Origin of the sequence: Nocardioides psychrotolerans (assembly GCF_943371775.1) — a bacterium.
Classification (GTDB): domain Bacteria; phylum Actinomycetota; class Actinomycetes; order Propionibacteriales; family Nocardioidaceae; genus Nocardioides; species Nocardioides psychrotolerans_A.
In genome coordinates this window covers 1-17,017 of sequence record NZ_CALRWD010000052.1, presented here as the reverse complement: position 1 = coordinate 17,017, position 17,017 = coordinate 1, and the positions used below count along the sequence as shown (strand labels likewise).

The window sequence follows — 17,017 nt, the reverse complement described above, 5'->3', positions numbered from 1 at the left end:
ACCGGTGGCACCCTGGAGGTGATGAGCACCAGCGAGACTCGGCTCCCTGGCCCCCGGGGCGAGCACCTGCACCGGCCCGGCACCCCGGGCTTCCGTCGCCTCAACCTGGCCATGGGCCTGGCCGGGCTGGCAGCCTTCGGCATGCTCTACACGACCCAGCCGCTGCTGCCCGAGCTCAGCGCGGCGTTCGACGTCGGCCCGACGACCGCCAGCCTCACGCTCTCGGTCTGCACGGGGCTGCTGGCGCTCCTGGTCGTCCCGGCGACGGCCCTCGGCCAGCGCTGGGGCCGCCCGCGCACGATGGGCGTCGCGCTCCTGGTCGCCGCCGTGCTCACGCTGGCCAGCGCCGTCGCCCCGACCTTCGCGGTGCTCCTCGTCCTCCGTGCGCTCACCGGCGCCGCACTCGCCGCGGTCGTCGGCGTCGCGATGGGCCACGTCGGCGTGGAGGTCCACCCCTCCGGCCTCGCGACCGCGATGGGGCTCTACGTCGCCGGCAACTCCCTCGGCGGCGTCGGCGGCCGGCTCATCACCTCCGCCGTGGTGGACGTCAGCTCCTGGCGCTGGGCCATGGCCGCCCTCGGCCTCGCCGCGCTGGCCGCCACCGCCGCCTTCTGGCGGCTGCTGCCGCCCCGTGCCGCGACGCCGTACGACGCCTCCACGACCGACCTCGAGCCCCGTGCCTACCGCGACCTCCTGACCGACCCGGCGATGCTCGCGGTGCTGCTGATCCCCTTCGTGCTGATGGGCGGGTTCGTCGCGACCTACAACTACCTGGCCTTCCGCCTGACGGCCGAGCCGTTCGCGCTGCCGGCCGCCGTGGTGGGGCTGGTGTTCGTCACCTACCTGTCGGGGACGGCGTCCTCCGCCCTCGCCGGGCGCGCGGCGGACCGCGTCGGACGCGGCCGGGTGCTCCTCGGCTCGGTCGTCGTCATGGGCGCCGGGCTCGCGCTGACCCTGCCCGACCAGCTCGCGCTCGTCGTGGTGGGCCTGCTCGTCCTGACCGCCGGCTTCTTCGGCGCGCACTCGGTCGCGAGCGGCTGGGCGCCGGTGGTCGGGCGGCGGCACCCGAGCCAGGCCAGCGCCCTCTACGTCTGCTCCTACTACGTCGGCTCCAGCATCTTCGGTGCCCTCGTCGGCCTGAGCTGGCGCGCCGGAGCCTGGCCGGCCACGGTCGCCTCCGTGGGCGCCCTCGTCGGCGTCGGCCTGGTCGCGTCGCTGGTCGTCGTGACGCGGGTGCGTCCGGTCGCGCGCGACCGGCGACACGAGCTCGCCCCCGCCGTGCCCTAGGGTGGCGGCACACGTCTCGTGGCGCAGGAACCCGGTGAGACTCCGGGGCGGTTCCGCCACTGTGATGCCCGCGAGGGCACAGCCAGACACTGGCCACGGGACCTCCACCGACAGGGGCGAGAACCCCGGGAGAAACCATGCGCATCGCACTGCTGTCGACCTCCGACACCGACCTCCTCTCCGCCCGGGCCTCCGGCGCCGACTACGTCTGGGCCAACCCGTCGCGGCCCGGCCACCAGTCGATGGCGGAGGTCATCGAGGGCGCCGACCTGGTCCTCGGTCGCATCCTCGGCTCGCCCCAGGACCTCTGCTCCGGCTTCGCCAGGATCCGGCAGACCGGCATGCCGATGGTGGTGCTCGGCGGTGAGCAGACGCCGAGCGCGGAGCTGATGGAGCTCTCGACCGTGCCGGTCGGCACCGCCGCCGAGGCGCACCGCTACCTCGCCGAGGGCGGCCCGGCCAACCTGGCCCAGCTCCACGCCTTCCTCTCCGACACCGTGCTGCTCACGGGCGAGGGCTTCGAGCCGCCGGCCGCGCTGCCCGACTGGGGGCTCCTGGAGCGGCCGCCGGTCGCAGGAGACCTGCCCCGCGTGGGGATCCTGATCTACCGCGCCCACCAGGCCAGCGGCAACACCGCCTTCGCCCACGCCCTCGCCGACGCCGTCGATGCGACCGGCCGCGCCATCGGCGTACCGCTCTTCGCGGGCTCGCTGCGTGCCGCCCCCGACGCCTTGTACGACGAGCTCGCCACGCTGGACGCCCTGGTCGTGACCGTCCTCGCCGCCGGCGGCAGCAAGCCGGCCGCCGCGAGCGCTGGAGAGGACGACGAGTCGTGGGACGTCGAACGGCTCGCAGCCCTCGACATCCCTGTCCTGCAAGGGCTCTGCCTCACCAGCAGCCGTGAGGAGTGGGAGGCCTCCGACGACGGGGTGACCCCGCTCGACTCGGCCAGTCAGATCGCGATCCCGGAGTTCGACGGGCGCATCATCACGGCGCCGTTCTCCTTCAAGGAGATCGATCAGGACGGGCTCCCGCGCTACGTCGCGGACGCCGAGCGGTGCGCCCGTGTCGCGGGGATCGCGGTCAACCACGCGCGGCTGCGCCACGTGCCGCCCGCCGAGCGCAAGGTCGCGCTGATGCTCTCGGCCTACCCCACCAAGCACTCGCGGGTCGGCAACGCCGTCGGCCTCGACACCCCCGTCTCCACCATCCGGCTGCTGCGGCGGATGCGCGACGCGGGCTACGACCTGGGCGCCCCCGGCGACGTGCCGGGGCTCGACGAGGCCGACGACACCGTGGCGGGGGACACGCTGATCCACGCGCTGATCGCCGCCGGCGGCCAGGACCAGGAGTGGCTGACCAGCGCGCAGCTGACCGACGCCCACGTCCGGATCTCGGCCGCCGACTTCGAGCGCTGGACCGCCGACCTCCCGTCGTCGCTGCGTGACGACATGGTCGAGGCCTGGGGTCCCGCGCCCGGGAAGCTCTTCGTCAACGACGCCCAGGAGATCGTGCTCGCGACCATCCAGGCCGGCAACGTGGTGCTGCTGATCCAGCCGCCGCGCGGCTTCGGGGAGAACCCGGTCGCGATCTACCACGACCCCGACCTGGCCCCGAGCCACCACTACCTGGCGTCCTACCGCTGGCTCGCCGCCGACGCGGACGACCACGGCTTCGGTGCCCACGCGGTGGTCCACCTGGGCAAGCACGGCTCGATGGAGTGGCTGCCGGGCAAGAACGCCGCCCTGTCGGCGTCCTGCGCGACCGACGCCGCGATCGGCGACCTGCCGCTGATCTACCCCTTCCTCGTCAACGACCCCGGCGAGGGCGCGCAGGCCAAGCGCCGCGCCCACGCCACGATCGTCGACCACCTGATCCCGCCGATGGCGCGCGCCGAGTCCTACGGCGACATCGCCCGGCTCGAACAGCTCCTCGACGAGCACGCCAACATCGCCGCGATGGACCCCGCCAAGCTCCCCGCGATCCGCGGTGAGATCTGGCAGCTCATGCACGCCGCCGAGATGCACCGCGACCTCGGCCTCGAGGAGCAACCAGACGATGCGGAGTTCGACGAGTTCATCCTCCACGTCGACGGCTGGCTCTGCGAGATCAAGGACGCCCAGATCCGCGACGGGCTGCACGTCCTCGGCCAGGCGCCGGCCGGCGAGGCCCGGGTCAACCTGGTCCTCGCGATCCTGCGCGCCTCCCAGGTCTGGGGCGGCGAGACCGCCGCGGTGCCCGGGCTGCGCGCGGCATTGGGGCTGAAGGAGGGGGTCTCGACAGGCTCGACCAACGGAAGGGTGACGCTCGACGAGGTCGAGCAGCGCGCGCACGCGCTGGTGCAGCTGATGGAGGACGCCGACTGGGACCCCGCGGCAGCCACGTCGGCGCACGACGACCCCGAGGTCCAGCGGGTGCTGGCCTTCGCCGCCACCCAGGTCGTGCCGAGGCTCGCGCGGACCACCGACGAGCTCGACGCCGTCCTGCACGCGCTCGACGGCGGCTTCATCCCCGCGGGCCCGAGCGGCTCGCCCCTGCGCGGGCTGGTCAACGTGCTCCCGACCGGGCGCAACTTCTACACCGTCGACCCGCGCGCGGTCCCGTCCCGCCTGGCCTGGCAGACCGGCGTGGCGATGGCCGACTCGCTGGTGCAGCGCTACCTCGACGACACCGGCGGCTACCCCGAGTCGGTCGGGATCAGCGTGTGGGGGACGTCGGCCATGCGCACCTCCGGTGACGACATCGCCGAGGTGCTCGCGCTCCTCGGTGTGCGGCCCCAGTGGGACGAGGCCTCGCGTCGCGTCGGCGAGCTGACCGTCGTGCCCCTCGAGGAGCTCGGCCGCCCGCGCATCGACGTCACCGTGCGCATCTCGGGCTTCTTCCGCGACGCCTTCCCGCACGTGCTGACGATGCTCGACGACGCCGTGCGGATGGTCGCCGACCTCGACGAGCCGCACGAGGCCAACTTCGTGCGCGCCCACGCGCAGGCCGACCTCGCCGAGCACGGCGACGAGCGCCGCGCGACCACGCGGATCTTCGGCTCGATGCCCGGCTCCTACGGCGCCGGGATCCTCCAGGTCGTCGAGAACGGCTCGTGGCGCGACGACCAGGACCTCGCCGAGGTCTACACCGCCTGGGGCGGCTTCGCCTACGGCCGCGACCTCGCCGGGGTCGCCGCAGCCGACGACATGCGCACCAACTACCGGCGCATCAAAGTGGCGGCCAAGAACATCGACACCCGCGAGCACGACATCGCCGACTCCGACGACTACTTCCAGTACCACGGCGGGATGATCGCGACCGTCCGTGCGCTCACCGGCTCCGACCCGCAGGCCTACGTCGGTGACTCGACCAGCCCCGACGCCGTGCGCACCCGCACCCTGCAGGAGGAGACCAACCGCGTCTTCCGCGCCCGGGTGGTCAACCCGCGCTGGATCGGGGCGATGCAGCGTCACGGCTACAAGGGCGCCTTCGAGCTCGCCGCGACCGTCGACTACCTCTTCGGCTTCGACGCCACGACCGGGGTGGTGCACGACTGGATGTACGACACCCTCGCGAAGGAGTACGTCCTCGACGAGACCAACCAGGCCTTCATGCGGCAGTCCAACCCCTGGGCCCTGCGCGGCATCGTCGAGAAGCTCCACGAGGCCGTGGACCGCGGGCTCTGGGCCGACCCCGACGCTGACGTCCTGGCCGCGATGCAGCAGGTCTACCTCGACCTCGAGGGCGACCTCGAGGATCGGTGAGGCGCCCGTGAAGCAGGTGCGCATCGTCGGCATCGGCATGGGGCCCGAGCACCTCACGGCCGAGGCCGAGGCGGCGATCCGCTCGGTCGACTACGTGATCGCCGCGCAGAAGTCCGACGACGACCGGCTCCTCGAGGCACGTCGGGCGCTGTGCCGTGACCTCGGCATCCCGCTGGTCGCCGTGCCCGACCCACCCCGCGACCGCGACGCCCCGGCCGACTACCCCGGCGCCGTGCGCGACTGGCACGAGGCCCGCGCCGCGGCGTACGAGCAGGTGCTGGCCGAGCGCGACGGCGACGCGGCCTTCCTGGTCTGGGGAGACCCGGCGTTCTACGACTCCACCATCCGCATCGTCGAGCAGGTGGCCGAGCGCGGCCGCGTCCCCTTCTCGTACGACGTGGTCCCCGGTGTCAGCGCGCCCCAGCTGCTGGCCGCCCGGCACCGGCTCGTGCTGCACGAGGTGGGCCGGCCGGTGCTCCTCACGACCGGCCGCCGGCTCCTCGAGGACGTCGCGGCCGGCCACGACAACCTCGTGGTGATGCTCGACGGGCGGTTGGCCTGCACGCTGCTCGACCCCGAAGACTGGATGGTCTGGTGGGGTGCCAACCTCGGGGCGCCCGGGGAGCGGCTCGCGGCGGGGCCGCTCGGTGCCGTGCTGCCCGAGATCCGGGCCGCTCGGGCCGCTGCCGCCACGGAGGCGGGATGGGTCATGGACGTCTACCTGCTGCGCCGGGTGCGCTCACAGCATCCCGTCTGACCTGCGGCAACGTCGGGCTCGTCACGTCCAGACCGTGACCGAGATCCTGTCCGCGATGTGACGCCAGGCACTACCCTTCAGCCTCCAGGCCCTCATGGGGAGGGTCTGCACCGACGCGTGCTGGACGGGGTGCGATGTGGACTGGTTGAGCGAGTGGGCTGGTGACATCCACTGGGTCGCCTTCGTGTCCATCCCGGTCTTCACCGGTGTCATCGGCTTCCTGATCAATTGGTCGGGACTGTGGATGCTCTTCAGCCCCGTGAAGTTTCACGGCGTCACGATCCCCGGCATGCGCGAGATCGCCTCGGTGCTGCCGCGCAAGATCCAGGAGGTGCCGGGCGTCCTCCAGGGCGGCATCGGCTGGCAGGGCATCGTGCCGGCGCGGGCGGCCAAGATGGGCTCGATCGCCGTCGACAAGGCGATCGCCAAGCTCGGCACGCCCTCGGAGTTCTACCAGCAGCTCGAGCCCGACCAGATCGCCGAGCACATCGTCACGTGCTTCCGACCCGAGATCCCCCAGCTGGTCGACGAGGTCATGCGGCGTGAGCACCCACGGCTGTGGCGCGACCTGCCGCGCCCCGTGCGCGACGCCGTCGTCGAGCGGGTCCAGGCCCAGCTGCCGGGCGTCGTCACCCGGGTGACGACCGAGATCGGCATCCACATCGACCAGCTGCTCGATCCCAAGATCATGGTGATCGACCACTTCCAGAAGAACCCCGCCCTGGTGGTGCGGATCTTCCGCGACTTCGGTCAGCGCGAGCTCAACCTGATGGTGTGGTTCGGCTTCATCTTCGGCTTCCTGCTGGGCATCCCGGTCGCCGTGGTCGACAGCATCTTCCACCAGGCCTGGCTGCTCCCGGTGCTCGGCGTGGTGGTCGGCTGGCTGACCAACGCGCTCGGCATGTGGCTGATCTTCGAGCCGCCGGAGCCCAAGCGGATCCTCGGCATCAAGGTGCACGGGCTCTTCCTGCGCCGCCAGGACCAGGCGGCCGAGGTCTATGCCCAGATCATCGCCGAGGACGTCATCACCCTCGAGCGCATCGGCGACTTCCTGCTCGACGGACCGCGCGGTGATCGCACGCGCCAGATGCTGGCGACCGCCCTGCGCCCCGCGATCGACAAGGCCGCCGGTCCTCTCCGCGGAGCGGTCCGGGTGGCCGTGGGAGCCGACCGGTTCGACACGATCCGCGACTCCGTCGCCCAGGAGGCGGTCGGCCGCACGCTCACGCCGTTCAAGGACCCGGTCTTCAGCGCCCGGCAGGCAGAGAAGATCCGGGTGCTCATCGCCAGACGCACCAAGGAGCTCCCTCCCGCCGACTTCGTCGACATGATGCGATCGGCCATCAAAGAGGATGAGTGGATGCTCTACGCACACGGCGCGATCATGGGTCTGGCCGGCGGCTTCCTGCACCTGTGGATCTTCGGGGTCGGCTCATGACCGAGACCCCGCGCAACGGCACCCCACGCGACGAGAGCACGCCCGACGACCGCACGCCCGACATGTGGACCTCGGCGGGGGAGTCCTTGCCCGGGCTCGCCCGGGTGGCGGCCTACGCCGCGCTGCACACGACCGAGTGGGGCGTGAAGACCTCCGCCAAGGCGTGGCTGCGGGTCGGCAAGGCCGTCACGCGGCCCGACGAGGCCGCGGCCCTGGCGCGTGACGCGTCCAAGGCGATGGTCGTGGTCGGCGACCTGGCCCGGTCGGTCTCCTCGGGCACCCCCGTCGCCAAGGCCCTGATGTCCGCAGGGGAGTCCCTCGGTGGCCTGGTCGAGGCCAACGGCACCGAGATGGTCAACGGCCACGTCGTCACGTCCGGACCGCCGCAGGCCAGCCTGCGCGAGCTCGGCCAGCAGCTGCTCGACCGCTCTCGCGACGTGTGGAACACCGACGAGGGGCACCCGGCCTACGAGCGGATCCTCAGCGAGCTGGCGCCCGACGAGGCGCGGATCCTGATGCTGCTCCTCACCGGTGGTCCCCAGCCGAGCGTCGACGTCCGCACCGGCGGTCCGATCGGGATGGTGAGCAGCCAGCTGATCGCGCCGGGGCTGACGATGATCGGCGCACGGTCGGGGGTGCGCTACCTCGACCAGGTCCCGGCCTACCTCAACAACCTCTTCCGCCTCGGGCTGGTCTGGTTCTCCCGGGAGGCTCTGCGAGACCCGATGCACTACCAGGTCGTCGAGGCCCAGCCCGACGTGCTCGAGGCGATGCACTCGGTGAAGTTCGCCAAGGTCGTGCGGCGCAGCATCCACCTGACGCCGTTCGGCGAGGACTTCTGCAAGACCTGCCTGGTCGAGGAGGAGACGCTCGCGGTGGCGGCCTTCCCCGAGCACAGCGTGCCGCCCGAGGTGGCCGACCCACGGGACCCCGGCCCGGGCTGAGGAGCCTCAGCAGGCGAGCAGCTTGACGGTGAACACCGAGCCGTCGTGGGCGCCGGGCGCGTGGCCGACCTCGCCGTTCTGCGCGTGGGCGAGCGTCTTGACGACGTAGAGCCCGAGGCCGGTGCCGCTGGCGACGGCGTCGTTGGCGCGGGCGAACTCCTGGAAGAGCCGGTCGGTGAACTCCACGGGCACCCCGTCGCCGTGGTCGACGACGTCGATGCACACCCGGTCGCCCTCGGCGCGCACGTGGATCGAGTACGGCGCCGCGCCGTACTTGTGGGCGTTGCTGAGCAGGTTGGTGAGCATCTGCTCGAAGCGCAACGGGTCCGCCCGCACCGAGCGGGTGTCCTCGACGAAGACCTCCACGTCGTAGCGGTCGGCGATCGCGCCCTCGATGATCGTGCGCGGGTCGACGACCTGCATGTCGATGCGCAACGTCCCGCGCTGGATCTGGGCGGCGGTGAGCAGGTCGGCGGTGATCGAGTCGAGGATGCGGGCCTGTCGCGCCACCGAGCCCATCAGCCGGTCGCGCTGGGTCTCGTCGATCTCGGCCGAGTCCCAGCCCACCGTCTCGGCGATCCCGCAGATCACCGCGACCGGGCCTCGGATCTCGTGGGCGGTCGTCGCGATCGCGCGGCGCAGGAGGCCGACGTCCTCGGCGCCCGAGTCGAGGTAGACCAGCACCGACCAGCCGGTGCGTCGCAGGGTGGCGCGCACGCGGCCGCCGTCGACATCGACCTCGAACGACGCGTCGGCATCGAGGCGGTGGAAGGAGACGAGCTGGGACAGCTCGGCCGCGGCCATGCCCAGCGGCATGCCGATCGTGGCGTCACCCAGCAGGCGCAGGGCCATCCCGTTGGCGTGCATGATCCGGAAGAGTGGCTCGTCGGCCAGCTCGATGATGCCGTAGGGCGCGAGCTCCAGCGCCTCCCAGGCCGAGATGTGCGCGCGGGACTCGACCGACGGCGAGACGTCTGGCTGGGCGTCCCCGAGCGTGGCCTTCGTGGACATGGTGGGCCTCTCTGCGAGGGTCTCGGCCTGCACGGCCCGGCTGCTGCTGGGGACCACGGACAGCGTGCGGGCGGGCTTGCGGGTGCCCCCCGAGGCGATGTCGCGGACGTAGTCGAGGATCGTGGTGAGCGGGGCGCCCTTCTGGACGTAGCCGTCGGCGCCGGCGGCGACGGCCCGGGCCGACATCTGCTGCGCGCCGAAGCCGGAGAGCACGACGATCTTGGCCGTGGGGCACAGCCTGCGGATCGTGGGCAGCGCCTCGATCCCGTCCATCACCGGCATCGCCAGGTCGAGCAGGATCACGTCGGGGCGGGTGGTCCGCACGACCTCGATGCCCTCACGCCCGTCGCCGGCCTCGGCGACCACCTCGAAGCCGCCCCTCATCAGCGCGAGCTTGAGGAGCTCGCGCAGGTCGGGGGTGTCGTCGATGATCACGACACGGCGTGGCCGGGTGGTGGCGAGTGCGCTCATGTCGGGGGCCTTTCGGGCGGGAGGTCGGCCGGCGCGCTGCGGAGCAGCTGGATGGCGAAGTGCTCACTGCCGAGCAGGTTGGTGATGATGCGGCTGGCGCTGTCGATCGAGGCCGTCATGGCCTCGCGGGCCTTGGTGGTGTCGTCGAGGTCGAGCGCCATCTTGGCGACGACGAGGCCCTGCAGGACGCTGTCGTTGAGCTCGAGGGCCTGCTGCTCCCGCTGCCGCAGGTCCTCGAAGAGCTGGGCGCCCTGCATGAGCGAGGAGTAGTTGCGCCGCAGGGACCAGTAGTAGAGCGCGACGACCATGCCGACGACGTCCCAGATCGCCAGCGGCCAGCTCCAGGCGGCACGCATGGCCAGGCCCTGCTCGTCGGCGAGCCCGAGCGACGGCAGCAGCATGTGGACGGGGTGGCTGCCGTGGTGCACCGCGCAGGTGAAGAAGATCGCGGCGGTCGCGGCGCCCAGCGGGTTGGTGCGCAGCTGGTTGCTGCGCGCCAGCGGGACGACGATGGCCAGCGCGATCAGCAGGTAGGCGACCGCGATGATGCTGTTGCACACCAGCCCGATCTGCCAGGTCATGACGTGACCGCCGTGCGACGACTCGGGCCGAGCAGGTGCACGCAGGAGGCCACCACGAGCAGCTCCCAGCCGGCACAGGCCAGGTCCCATGCCCCGACGGCCTCGGGGGCGGGCATCAGCCCCCACGGCAGGCCCCACGTGCGGGTGGTCAGCCACAGGGCCAGGATCGCGGCGTTGCCGAGGGCGCCCGCGACCAGCAGCCGGGGGGTGCACCGGGTCGCGACCAGGGCTGCCCAGGCCAGCTGGGCGAGCGCGGCGACGACGAAGAAACCGCCGAACGCCGCCCGCTCGTCGAGGTGTCCGGGCCCGGCGCCGGCGTGGATCGCGGCGGCGGCGCCGCTGGCCACCACGGCCAGCTGGAGGGCGGAGCTCCCGTGCGAGGGGATCGTGGCACGGGGCGCGACCGTCGTGCGCGGCTGGGTGAGGGTGCCCGCGGCGACCGCGCGGCGCAGCTCGAGGACCCGGAGGTCGTGATGGTCGCGGGGCGCGAGTGCCTGGGGGCTCAGGCGGTCGAGGGCGTGGGGGAGCAGCACCACGGCCAACGTCAGCAGTCCTCCCACGACCAGTGCGTAGTGCACGGTGTGCGCGAGCATGCCGACACCGGTGGACATCGCTGTCACCGTCGTTCCCTCCCGCACACCACCTCCCCCGGTGGCGTGCTCCCTGTCTCAAAGTAGGGGAAGGTGGGCTCGAGCGGGTCGCCTTTGCGGGAAGTGGCGAGCGGTCCATACCGGGCCAGACCGGTGGGAACTATCCAAACTTGAGTGGAACAGACTCAACTCTGCGAACGTTGTGCCGGGCAGAGTCCTCACGCACGTCAAGGAGAAGCCATGAGCCAGTTCGGCGCCGACAAGTTCACGACCCGCAGCCGTGAGGCGATCGAGGCCGCCCAGCTGCTGGCCACGACCGCCGGCAACAGCACCACCGAGCCGCTCCACGTCCTCGTCGCGCTCCTGCGCCAGGACGACGGGATCGCCCGCAACCTGGTCACCAAGGCCGGCGTCGACGCTGCCGCCCTGAGCGCCCGCGCCGAGGCGACCCTCGAGGCGCTCCCGAAGGCCAGCGGGGCCACCGTGCAGCAGCCGGCCGCCTCCGCCGCGCTCACCCGGGTGCTCGCCGCCGCGCTCGACCTCGCGCGCGGCATGAAGGACGACTACGTCGCGACCGAGCACCTGCTGATCGCGGTCGCCGGCACCGAGAGCTCGGCCCAGACCGTGCTCACGGACGCGGGGCTGAGCGAGGCGGGGCTGCGCGAGGGGCTCACCGCCGTCCGCGGCAACCGCCGGGTGACGAGCCAGGACGCCGAGTCGACCTACGAGGCGCTCGAGAAGTACTCCGTCGACCTCACCGCCGCTGCCGAGGAGGGCCGCCTCGACCCCGTCATCGGCCGTGACGCCGAGATCCGGCGTGTCGTGCAGGTGCTCTCGCGCCGCACCAAGAACAACCCCGTGCTGATCGGGGAGCCCGGTGTCGGCAAGACCGCCGTCGTCGAGGGCCTCGCCCAGCGCGTCGTCGCCGGCGACGTGCCCGACTCGCTCAAGGGCCGTCGCGTCCTGAGCCTCGACCTGGCCGCCATGGTCGCCGGCGCGAAGTACCGCGGCGAGTTCGAGGAGCGGCTCAAGGCCGTCCTCGAGGAGATCAAGGACGCCGGCGGGCAGGTCATCACCTTCATCGACGAGCTGCACACCGTCGTCGGCGCCGGAGCCGGCGGGGACTCCGCGATGGACGCCGGCAACATGCTCAAGCCGATGCTGGCGCGCGGCGAGCTGCACATGATCGGCGCCACGACCCTCGACGAGTACCGCGAGCGGATCGAGAAGGACCCCGCCCTCGAGCGCCGCTTCCAGCAGATCTTCGTCGGCGAGCCGACCGTCGAGGACACCATCCAGATCCTGCGCGGCATCCAGGAGAAGTACGAGGCGCACCACGGCGTTCGGATCACCGACGCCGCCCTGGTCGCCGCCGCCACGCTGTCCGACCGCTACATCACCGGGCGCCAGCTGCCCGACAAGGCCATCGACCTGATCGACGAGGCGGCGTCCCGGCTGCGCATGGAGATCGAGTCCTCCCCGGAGGAGATCGACGAGCTGCGGCGCCGCGTGGAGCGGCTCAAGATGGAGGAGTTCGCGCTGGCCAAGGAGTCCGACGCCGCCTCCGTCGACCGGCTCGAGCGGCTGCGCGCCGACCTCGCCGACCACGAGGAGGAGCTGCGCGGGCTCGAGGCACGCTGGGAGCAGGAGAAGTCGTCCCTCGAGGGCGAGGGCGAGCTGCGCCGTCGCCTCGACACCGTGCGCGTCCACGCCGACAAGCTGATGCGCGAGGGCCGGCTCGACGAGGCCAGCGAGATCCTCTACGGCCAGATCCCCGAGCTCGAGCGCAAGCTCAACCAGGTCGAGGCCGACCAGACCTCCACCGTCGAGCCGATGGTCGGCGAGCAGGTCGGCGCCGAGCAGATCGCCGACGTCGTCGAGGCGTGGACCGGCATCCCGACCGGACGGATGCTCGAGGGCGAGACCGCCAAGCTGCTGCGCATGGAGGAGGTCATCGGCGAGCGGCTGATCGGCCAGGAGGACGCCGTGCGCGCCGTGAGCGACGCCGTACGCCGGTCGCGGGCCGGGATCGCCGACCCGAACCGCCCGACCGGATCCTTCCTGTTCCTCGGCCCGACCGGCACCGGCAAGACCGAGCTGGCCAAGTCCCTGGCCGACTTCCTCTTCGACGACGAGCGCGCGATCGTGCGCATCGACATGAGCGAGTACGGCGAGAAGCACTCCGTCGCGCGGCTCGTCGGTGCGCCTCCGGGCTACGTCGGCTACGACGAGGGCGGTCAGCTCACCGAGGCCGTCCGCCGGCGGCCCTACGCCGTGGTCCTGCTCGACGAGGTCGAGAAGGCGCACCCGGAGGTCTTCGACGTGCTGCTCCAGGTGCTCGACGACGGCCGGCTCACCGACGGCCAGGGCCGCACGGTCGACTTCCGCAACACGCTGCTGATCCTCACCAGCAACCTGGGCTCGCACTACCTCGTCGACCCCACGATGGACCCGGAGGAGAAGCGCGAAGCGGTGCTCGCGACCGTGCGGGCGAGCTTCAAGCCCGAGTTCCTCAACCGGCTCGACGAGATCGTGCAGTTCGAGGCGCTCTCGCCCGAGGCGCTGACCCACATCGTCGACCTGCAGCTGGCGCTGCTCGAGCACCGCCTCGCCGTGCGCCGGATCAGCATCGAGGTCAGCGACGCCGCCCGCGCGTGGCTGGCGGAGACCGGCTACGACCCGGCCTACGGCGCCCGTCCGCTGCGCCGGTTGATCCAGAGCGCGATCGGCGACCCGCTGGCGCGGCTGCTCATCGGCGGCGAGGTCGCCGACGGCGGGACCGTCCGGGTCGACGTGGCTGCCGGGGAGGGGGCCGGGCTGAGCCTGGCCGTGGCCCCGTCGACCGCGTGACCAGCGCTTTGGGAGACTGGGTGCCATGAGCGACAAGCCCCTCGAGCGACCACGCCAGGTCACCTTCGCCGCCGCCCTGATCATGGGCGGGTCGGCGTTGATCGTGGCATCGGTCTTCGAGCGGGTCGCGGGGCTCGGCTCCCTCGAGACCCAGGAGGCGATCGACACCTTCCTCGCCGAGCCACCGGGCGACGGGCTGGGTCTCTCGGCAGCGTCGGTCGAGTCCATCCTGCGGGTGCTCTGCATGGTCGCGGGCGCCACCGCGACGGCGACGGCGATCCTCGGCTTCCACGTCCTCAAGCGCACCCGGTCGGCCCGCCTCGGGCTCGCCGTGCTGGCGGTGCCGCTGTTCATCAGCGGCATGGCCGTCGGTGGCTTCCTCGCCTCGCTCGTCGTGGCCTCGTCGGTGATGCTGTGGTTCCAGCCCAGCAAGGACTGGTTCGACGGCGTCGTACGCCGCCCCGCCGACGCGGAGCGCACGGCCGGCCCGGGCGCCGGCCGGAGCGGGCAGCAGGTGGCGCCGCCCCCACCGCCGAGCGGTCCTCGGGCGGTCCAGGGCTTCGGCTCGGCACCCTCGGGCCTCGCGACGGCGACCTTGCCGCCGCGCCACCAGGCGTCCACGCCTGGACGTCCTGCCGCCCGTCCGGGGGCCGTGCTCTGGGCCTGCCTGGTCACGTGGTCGGTCTGTGGCCTCGGCATGATCTTCATGGCGCTGAGCGTGCTGACCCTGCTCGCCGTGCCCGACCTGGTCTTCGACGAGATCGACCGGCAGAGCCCCGACCTCGCCGCCGAGGGCCTCTCGCGCTCCTCGATCATCACCGGCACCTACGTCAGTGCCGCGATCGTGCTGCTGTGGGGCGCGGCCGCCGTGACCTTCGCCGTCCTGGCGTTCCGGCGGGTGGCGTGGGGTCGCACGGCGTTGATGATCTGCGCCGGGGTGGCCGGTGTGGTCTGCCTCGTGGGGTCGCTCTTCAGCATCATGCTGGCACTGCCGTTCGTGGCGTGCACGGCCACCTTCGCGCTGCTGATGCGGCCCGAGGTGCGCGCCTGGTTCGCCTGAGGGTGCCGCGGCTGGGCTGGTGTGGTTGAGTTTTCGCATGAGTGACCCGAACTTCCCCTCGGCCGACAACCCCTACGGCACCCCGCCGGCGAGCCCCAACCCCTACGGGCAACCGGCCGGCGAGCCGACCTACGGCCAGCAGGCGCAGCCCCCGGCCGCCCCTGCCCCCTACGGTCAGCAGCAGCCCTACGGCCAGCAGGCCTACGGGGAGAACCCTTACGGTGGTCAGCCGGCCTACGGCACGTCGACCGGTGACCCCGACAAGCGCCCGGGCACGGTCACTGCCGCGGCGATCGTGGCGATCGTGATGTCGACGATCTCGTTGCTGATGTTCCTCGTGGTGACGGTCGGCATCTTCGTCGCCCGCGACGAGGTCGAGGACGCGATCAACGACGAGCTCGCCAACCAGCAGGGCATGGGCGACATCTCCGCCGGTGACCTGACCGCCGTGGTGCTCGTGGTCATGTTGGTCTTCGTCTTCTGGTGCATCAGCGCGATCGTGCTCGGCATCCTGACGCTGCGCCGCCGCAACTGGGCGAGGATCATGCTCGTCGTCTCCTCGGCCGTAACCGCGCTGTTCAGCCTGCTCGGCATCACGTCGGGCATCTCGGCCCTCACGCTGATCGCGGCCGTCGCCGTGATCGTGCTGCTCTTCACCGGCGGCGCCAACCAGTGGTTCGCCAAGCGCCAGCCCGACCAGCTGCCGACCGGCACGTCGCAGCCCTGGGGCTGATCGGGTCGTGCGCGTCTAGGCCCGCAGCTCGGCCTCAGCCAGCCGTCGTACGCCGGCGGTGATGGTGTCGCGCTCCTTGCAGAACGCCCAGCGCACCAGCTGACGACCGGCGTCCTGGTCGTCGTAGAACACCTGGGCCGGGATCGCGACCACGCCGGCGCGCTCGGGCAGCGCCCGGCAGAAGGACAGCCCGTCCGGCCAGCCGAGGTGGCTGATGTCGGTGGTGGCGAAGTAGGTGCCCTCGGGCGGGCGGACCGGCAGGCCGGCGTCGGCCAGCCCCTCGCAGAGCAGGTCACGCCGCTGCTGCAGGTCCGCCGCGAGCCGGCCGGGGAAGTCGGGCTCCTCGTCGAGGGCCTGGGCGACGGCCGGCTGGAGCGGTGAGCCGGAGGTGAAGGTCAGCCACTGCTTGGCCGCCAGGACCGCGCCCACGAGCTCGGCCGGGCCGGTCGCCCACCCGACCTTCCACCCGGTGAACGACCAGGACTTGCCGACGCTCGAGAGGGTCAGCGTGCGCTCGCGCATCCCGGGCAGGGTCGCGATCGGCACGTGCTCGTGGTCGTCGAAGACCAGGTGCTCGTAGACCTCGTCGGTGATCACGACCAGGTCGTGCTCGATCGCCAGCGCGGCGACGGCCCCCAGCTCCTCGCGGGTGAGCACGGCACCGGTCGGGTTGTGCGGGGAGTTGAGCAGCACGAAGCGGGTCGCCGGCGTGACGGCGGCGCGCAGCGCAGCGACGTCGAGCCGGAAGTCGGGGGCGTGCAGGGTGACCGGGCGCCGGACGCCGCCGGCCATCTGGATCATCGCGACGTAGGAGTCGTAGTAGGGCTCGAGCACGATGATCTCGTCGCCCGGGTCGACCAGGCCCAGCATGGCGGCGGCCACCGCCTCGGTGCAGCCGGTGGTCACGACGACCTCGGTGTCCGGGTCGAGCGCGAGACCGTAGTGGCGCTGCTGGTGCCGGGCGATCGCCTCGCGCAGCGCGGGCACGCCGATCCCGGGGGCGTACTGGTTGGCCCCGGACCGCAGGGCCTCGGTCGCGCGGGCGATCGTCGAGGCCGGGCCGTCCACGTCGGGGAAGCCCTGGCCCAGGTTGATCGCGCCGGTGCGGATCGCCAGCGCCGACATGGTCGAGAAGATCGTGGGCGGAATGCCGTCGAGCCGGTGTGCGAGCGCCATGCGTTTCACCCTACGGGGGGCCGACGTCGCCAGCCGCTAGCCTCGTCCCGTGACCCACGACGCCGCCCCTGACCTCACGCTCGCCGCCGACATCGACGCCTGCGCGCGTCTCTCGGGGGAGTTCACCCTGCGCTCGGGCCAGGTGTCGTCGGAGTACTTCGACAAGTACCTCTTCGAGGCCCAGCCCGCCCTGCTCGCCCGGGTGGCCACCCAGATGGTGCCGCTGCTGCCCGAGGGCACCGAGCTGCTCGGCGGGCTCGAGCTCGGCGGCATCCCGATCGCGACGATGGTCAGCAGCCTGACCGGGACGCCGGGGCTGTTCGTGCGCAAGAAGGCCAAGGACTACGGCACCTGCAAGCTGGCCGAAGGCCCC

At 72.2% G+C, this 17,017-nt stretch carries 12 protein-coding genes, 1 pseudogene and 1 riboswitch; of the genes and pseudogenes, 9 read left to right on the top strand and 4 right to left on the bottom strand.

The genetic code is table 11. The features are described from left to right. Positions 1-21 precede the first annotated feature (21 nt). The 5 genes from AAG827_RS14740 (at position 22) to AAG827_RS14720 (ending at position 8,172) form a co-directional block, all read left to right on the top strand. Positions 22-1,287 (top strand): MFS transporter, encoded by a 1,266-nt coding sequence (locus AAG827_RS14740; protein WP_341926848.1) that lies wholly within the window; start codon positions 22-24, stop codon positions 1,285-1,287. After that, positions 1,276-1,400: riboswitch (cobalamin riboswitch) on the top strand. Its footprint overlaps the gene before it by 12 nt. A 24-nt stretch (positions 1,401-1,424) precedes the next feature. Then, the gene (cobN, locus tag AAG827_RS14735) at positions 1,425-5,033 is read left to right on the top strand and encodes a cobaltochelatase subunit CobN (protein WP_341926847.1); all 3,609 of its coding nucleotides are present in this window, start codon (positions 1,425-1,427) and stop codon (positions 5,031-5,033) included. A gap of 7 nt (positions 5,034-5,040) precedes the next feature. Then, positions 5,041-5,790 carry a precorrin-6A synthase (deacetylating) gene (gene cobF / locus AAG827_RS14730; protein ID WP_341926846.1) on the top strand — a complete coding sequence of 250 codons (750 nt, stop codon included), beginning with the start codon at positions 5,041-5,043 and terminating at the stop codon, positions 5,788-5,790. Positions 5,791-5,926: 136 nt separating this feature from the next. Continuing rightward, positions 5,927-7,228, top strand: coding sequence for a hypothetical protein (locus tag AAG827_RS14725; RefSeq protein WP_341926845.1), 1,302 nt, complete (start codon positions 5,927-5,929; stop codon positions 7,226-7,228). Continuing rightward, the gene (locus AAG827_RS14720; protein WP_341926844.1) at positions 7,225-8,172 is read left to right on the top strand and encodes an Abi-alpha family protein; all 948 of its coding nucleotides are present in this window, start codon (positions 7,225-7,227) and stop codon (positions 8,170-8,172) included. Before AAG827_RS14725 ends, AAG827_RS14720 begins: the two co-directional genes overlap by 4 nt. A 6-nt stretch (positions 8,173-8,178) precedes the next feature. On the opposite strand, the gene AAG827_RS14715 is transcribed toward AAG827_RS14720, so the two are convergent. From AAG827_RS14715 to AAG827_RS14705, 3 genes are read right to left on the bottom strand one after another with little or no spacing between them, the layout of a single operon-like run. After that, a complete protein-coding gene (locus AAG827_RS14715) occupies positions 8,179-9,654 on the bottom strand; it encodes a response regulator (RefSeq protein WP_341926843.1) in 1,476 nt (491 codons plus the stop codon). Next, a complete protein-coding gene (locus tag AAG827_RS14710; RefSeq protein ID WP_341926842.1) occupies positions 9,651-10,235 on the bottom strand; it encodes a hypothetical protein in 585 nt (194 codons plus the stop codon). The genes AAG827_RS14715 and AAG827_RS14710 overlap by 4 nt, the downstream gene beginning before the upstream one ends. After that, the gene (locus AAG827_RS14705) at positions 10,232-10,855 is read right to left on the bottom strand and encodes a hypothetical protein (RefSeq protein ID WP_341926841.1); all 624 of its coding nucleotides are present in this window, start codon (positions 10,853-10,855) and stop codon (positions 10,232-10,234) included. The genes AAG827_RS14710 and AAG827_RS14705 overlap by 4 nt, the downstream gene beginning before the upstream one ends. Before the next feature lie 210 nt (positions 10,856-11,065). Between AAG827_RS14705 and clpB the strand changes: the two genes are divergently transcribed. The 3 genes from clpB to AAG827_RS14690 are packed head-to-tail and all read left to right on the top strand — an operon-like array spanning position 11,066 to position 15,468. Beyond that, positions 11,066-13,675, top strand: coding sequence for an ATP-dependent chaperone ClpB (gene clpB, locus AAG827_RS14700; RefSeq protein WP_341926840.1), 2,610 nt, complete (start codon positions 11,066-11,068; stop codon positions 13,673-13,675). Between the two features lie 25 nt (positions 13,676-13,700). After that, entirely contained in the window at positions 13,701-14,735 is a 1,035-nt protein-coding gene (locus tag AAG827_RS14695; protein ID WP_341926839.1) for a hypothetical protein, read from the top strand. 37 nt (positions 14,736-14,772) lie between these two features. Next, on the top strand, positions 14,773-15,468 hold the full coding sequence (locus AAG827_RS14690) for a hypothetical protein (RefSeq protein ID WP_341926838.1): 696 nt from the start codon (positions 14,773-14,775) through the stop codon (positions 15,466-15,468). A gap of 15 nt (positions 15,469-15,483) precedes the next feature. On the opposite strand, the gene AAG827_RS14685 is transcribed toward AAG827_RS14690, so the two are convergent. Beyond that, positions 15,484-16,644: a pyridoxal phosphate-dependent aminotransferase gene (locus AAG827_RS14685; RefSeq protein WP_341926837.1), complete on the bottom strand. Its 1,161-nt coding sequence runs from the start codon at positions 16,642-16,644 to the stop codon at positions 15,484-15,486. A gap of 49 nt (positions 16,645-16,693) precedes the next feature. On the opposite strand from AAG827_RS14685, the pseudogene AAG827_RS14680 reads away from it, so the two are divergent. After that, positions 16,694-17,017: pseudogene (locus AAG827_RS14680) on the top strand (orotate phosphoribosyltransferase); the annotation flags it as partial.

Excerpts from the sequence above, each read along its gene's own strand:
- clpB (WP_341926840.1), top strand. The coding sequence starts at position 11,066 with ATGAGCCAGTTCGGCGCCGACAAGTTCACGACCCGCAGCCGTGAGGCG.
- AAG827_RS14710 (WP_341926842.1), bottom strand. The coding sequence starts at position 10,235 with ATGACCTGGCAGATCGGGCTGGTGTGCAACAGCATCATCGCGGTCGCC.
- AAG827_RS14690 (WP_341926838.1), top strand. The coding sequence starts at position 14,773 with ATGAGTGACCCGAACTTCCCCTCGGCCGACAACCCCTACGGCACCCCG.
- AAG827_RS14740 (WP_341926848.1), top strand. The coding sequence starts at position 22 with ATGAGCACCAGCGAGACTCGGCTCCCTGGCCCCCGGGGCGAGCACCTG.
- cobN (WP_341926847.1), top strand. The coding sequence starts at position 1,425 with ATGCGCATCGCACTGCTGTCGACCTCCGACACCGACCTCCTCTCCGCC.
- AAG827_RS14685 (WP_341926837.1), bottom strand. The coding sequence starts at position 16,644 with ATGGCGCTCGCACACCGGCTCGACGGCATTCCGCCCACGATCTTCTCG.
- AAG827_RS14715 (WP_341926843.1), bottom strand. The coding sequence starts at position 9,654 with ATGAGCGCACTCGCCACCACCCGGCCACGCCGTGTCGTGATCATCGAC.
- AAG827_RS14720 (WP_341926844.1), top strand. The coding sequence starts at position 7,225 with ATGACCGAGACCCCGCGCAACGGCACCCCACGCGACGAGAGCACGCCC.
- AAG827_RS14695 (WP_341926839.1), top strand. The coding sequence starts at position 13,701 with ATGAGCGACAAGCCCCTCGAGCGACCACGCCAGGTCACCTTCGCCGCC.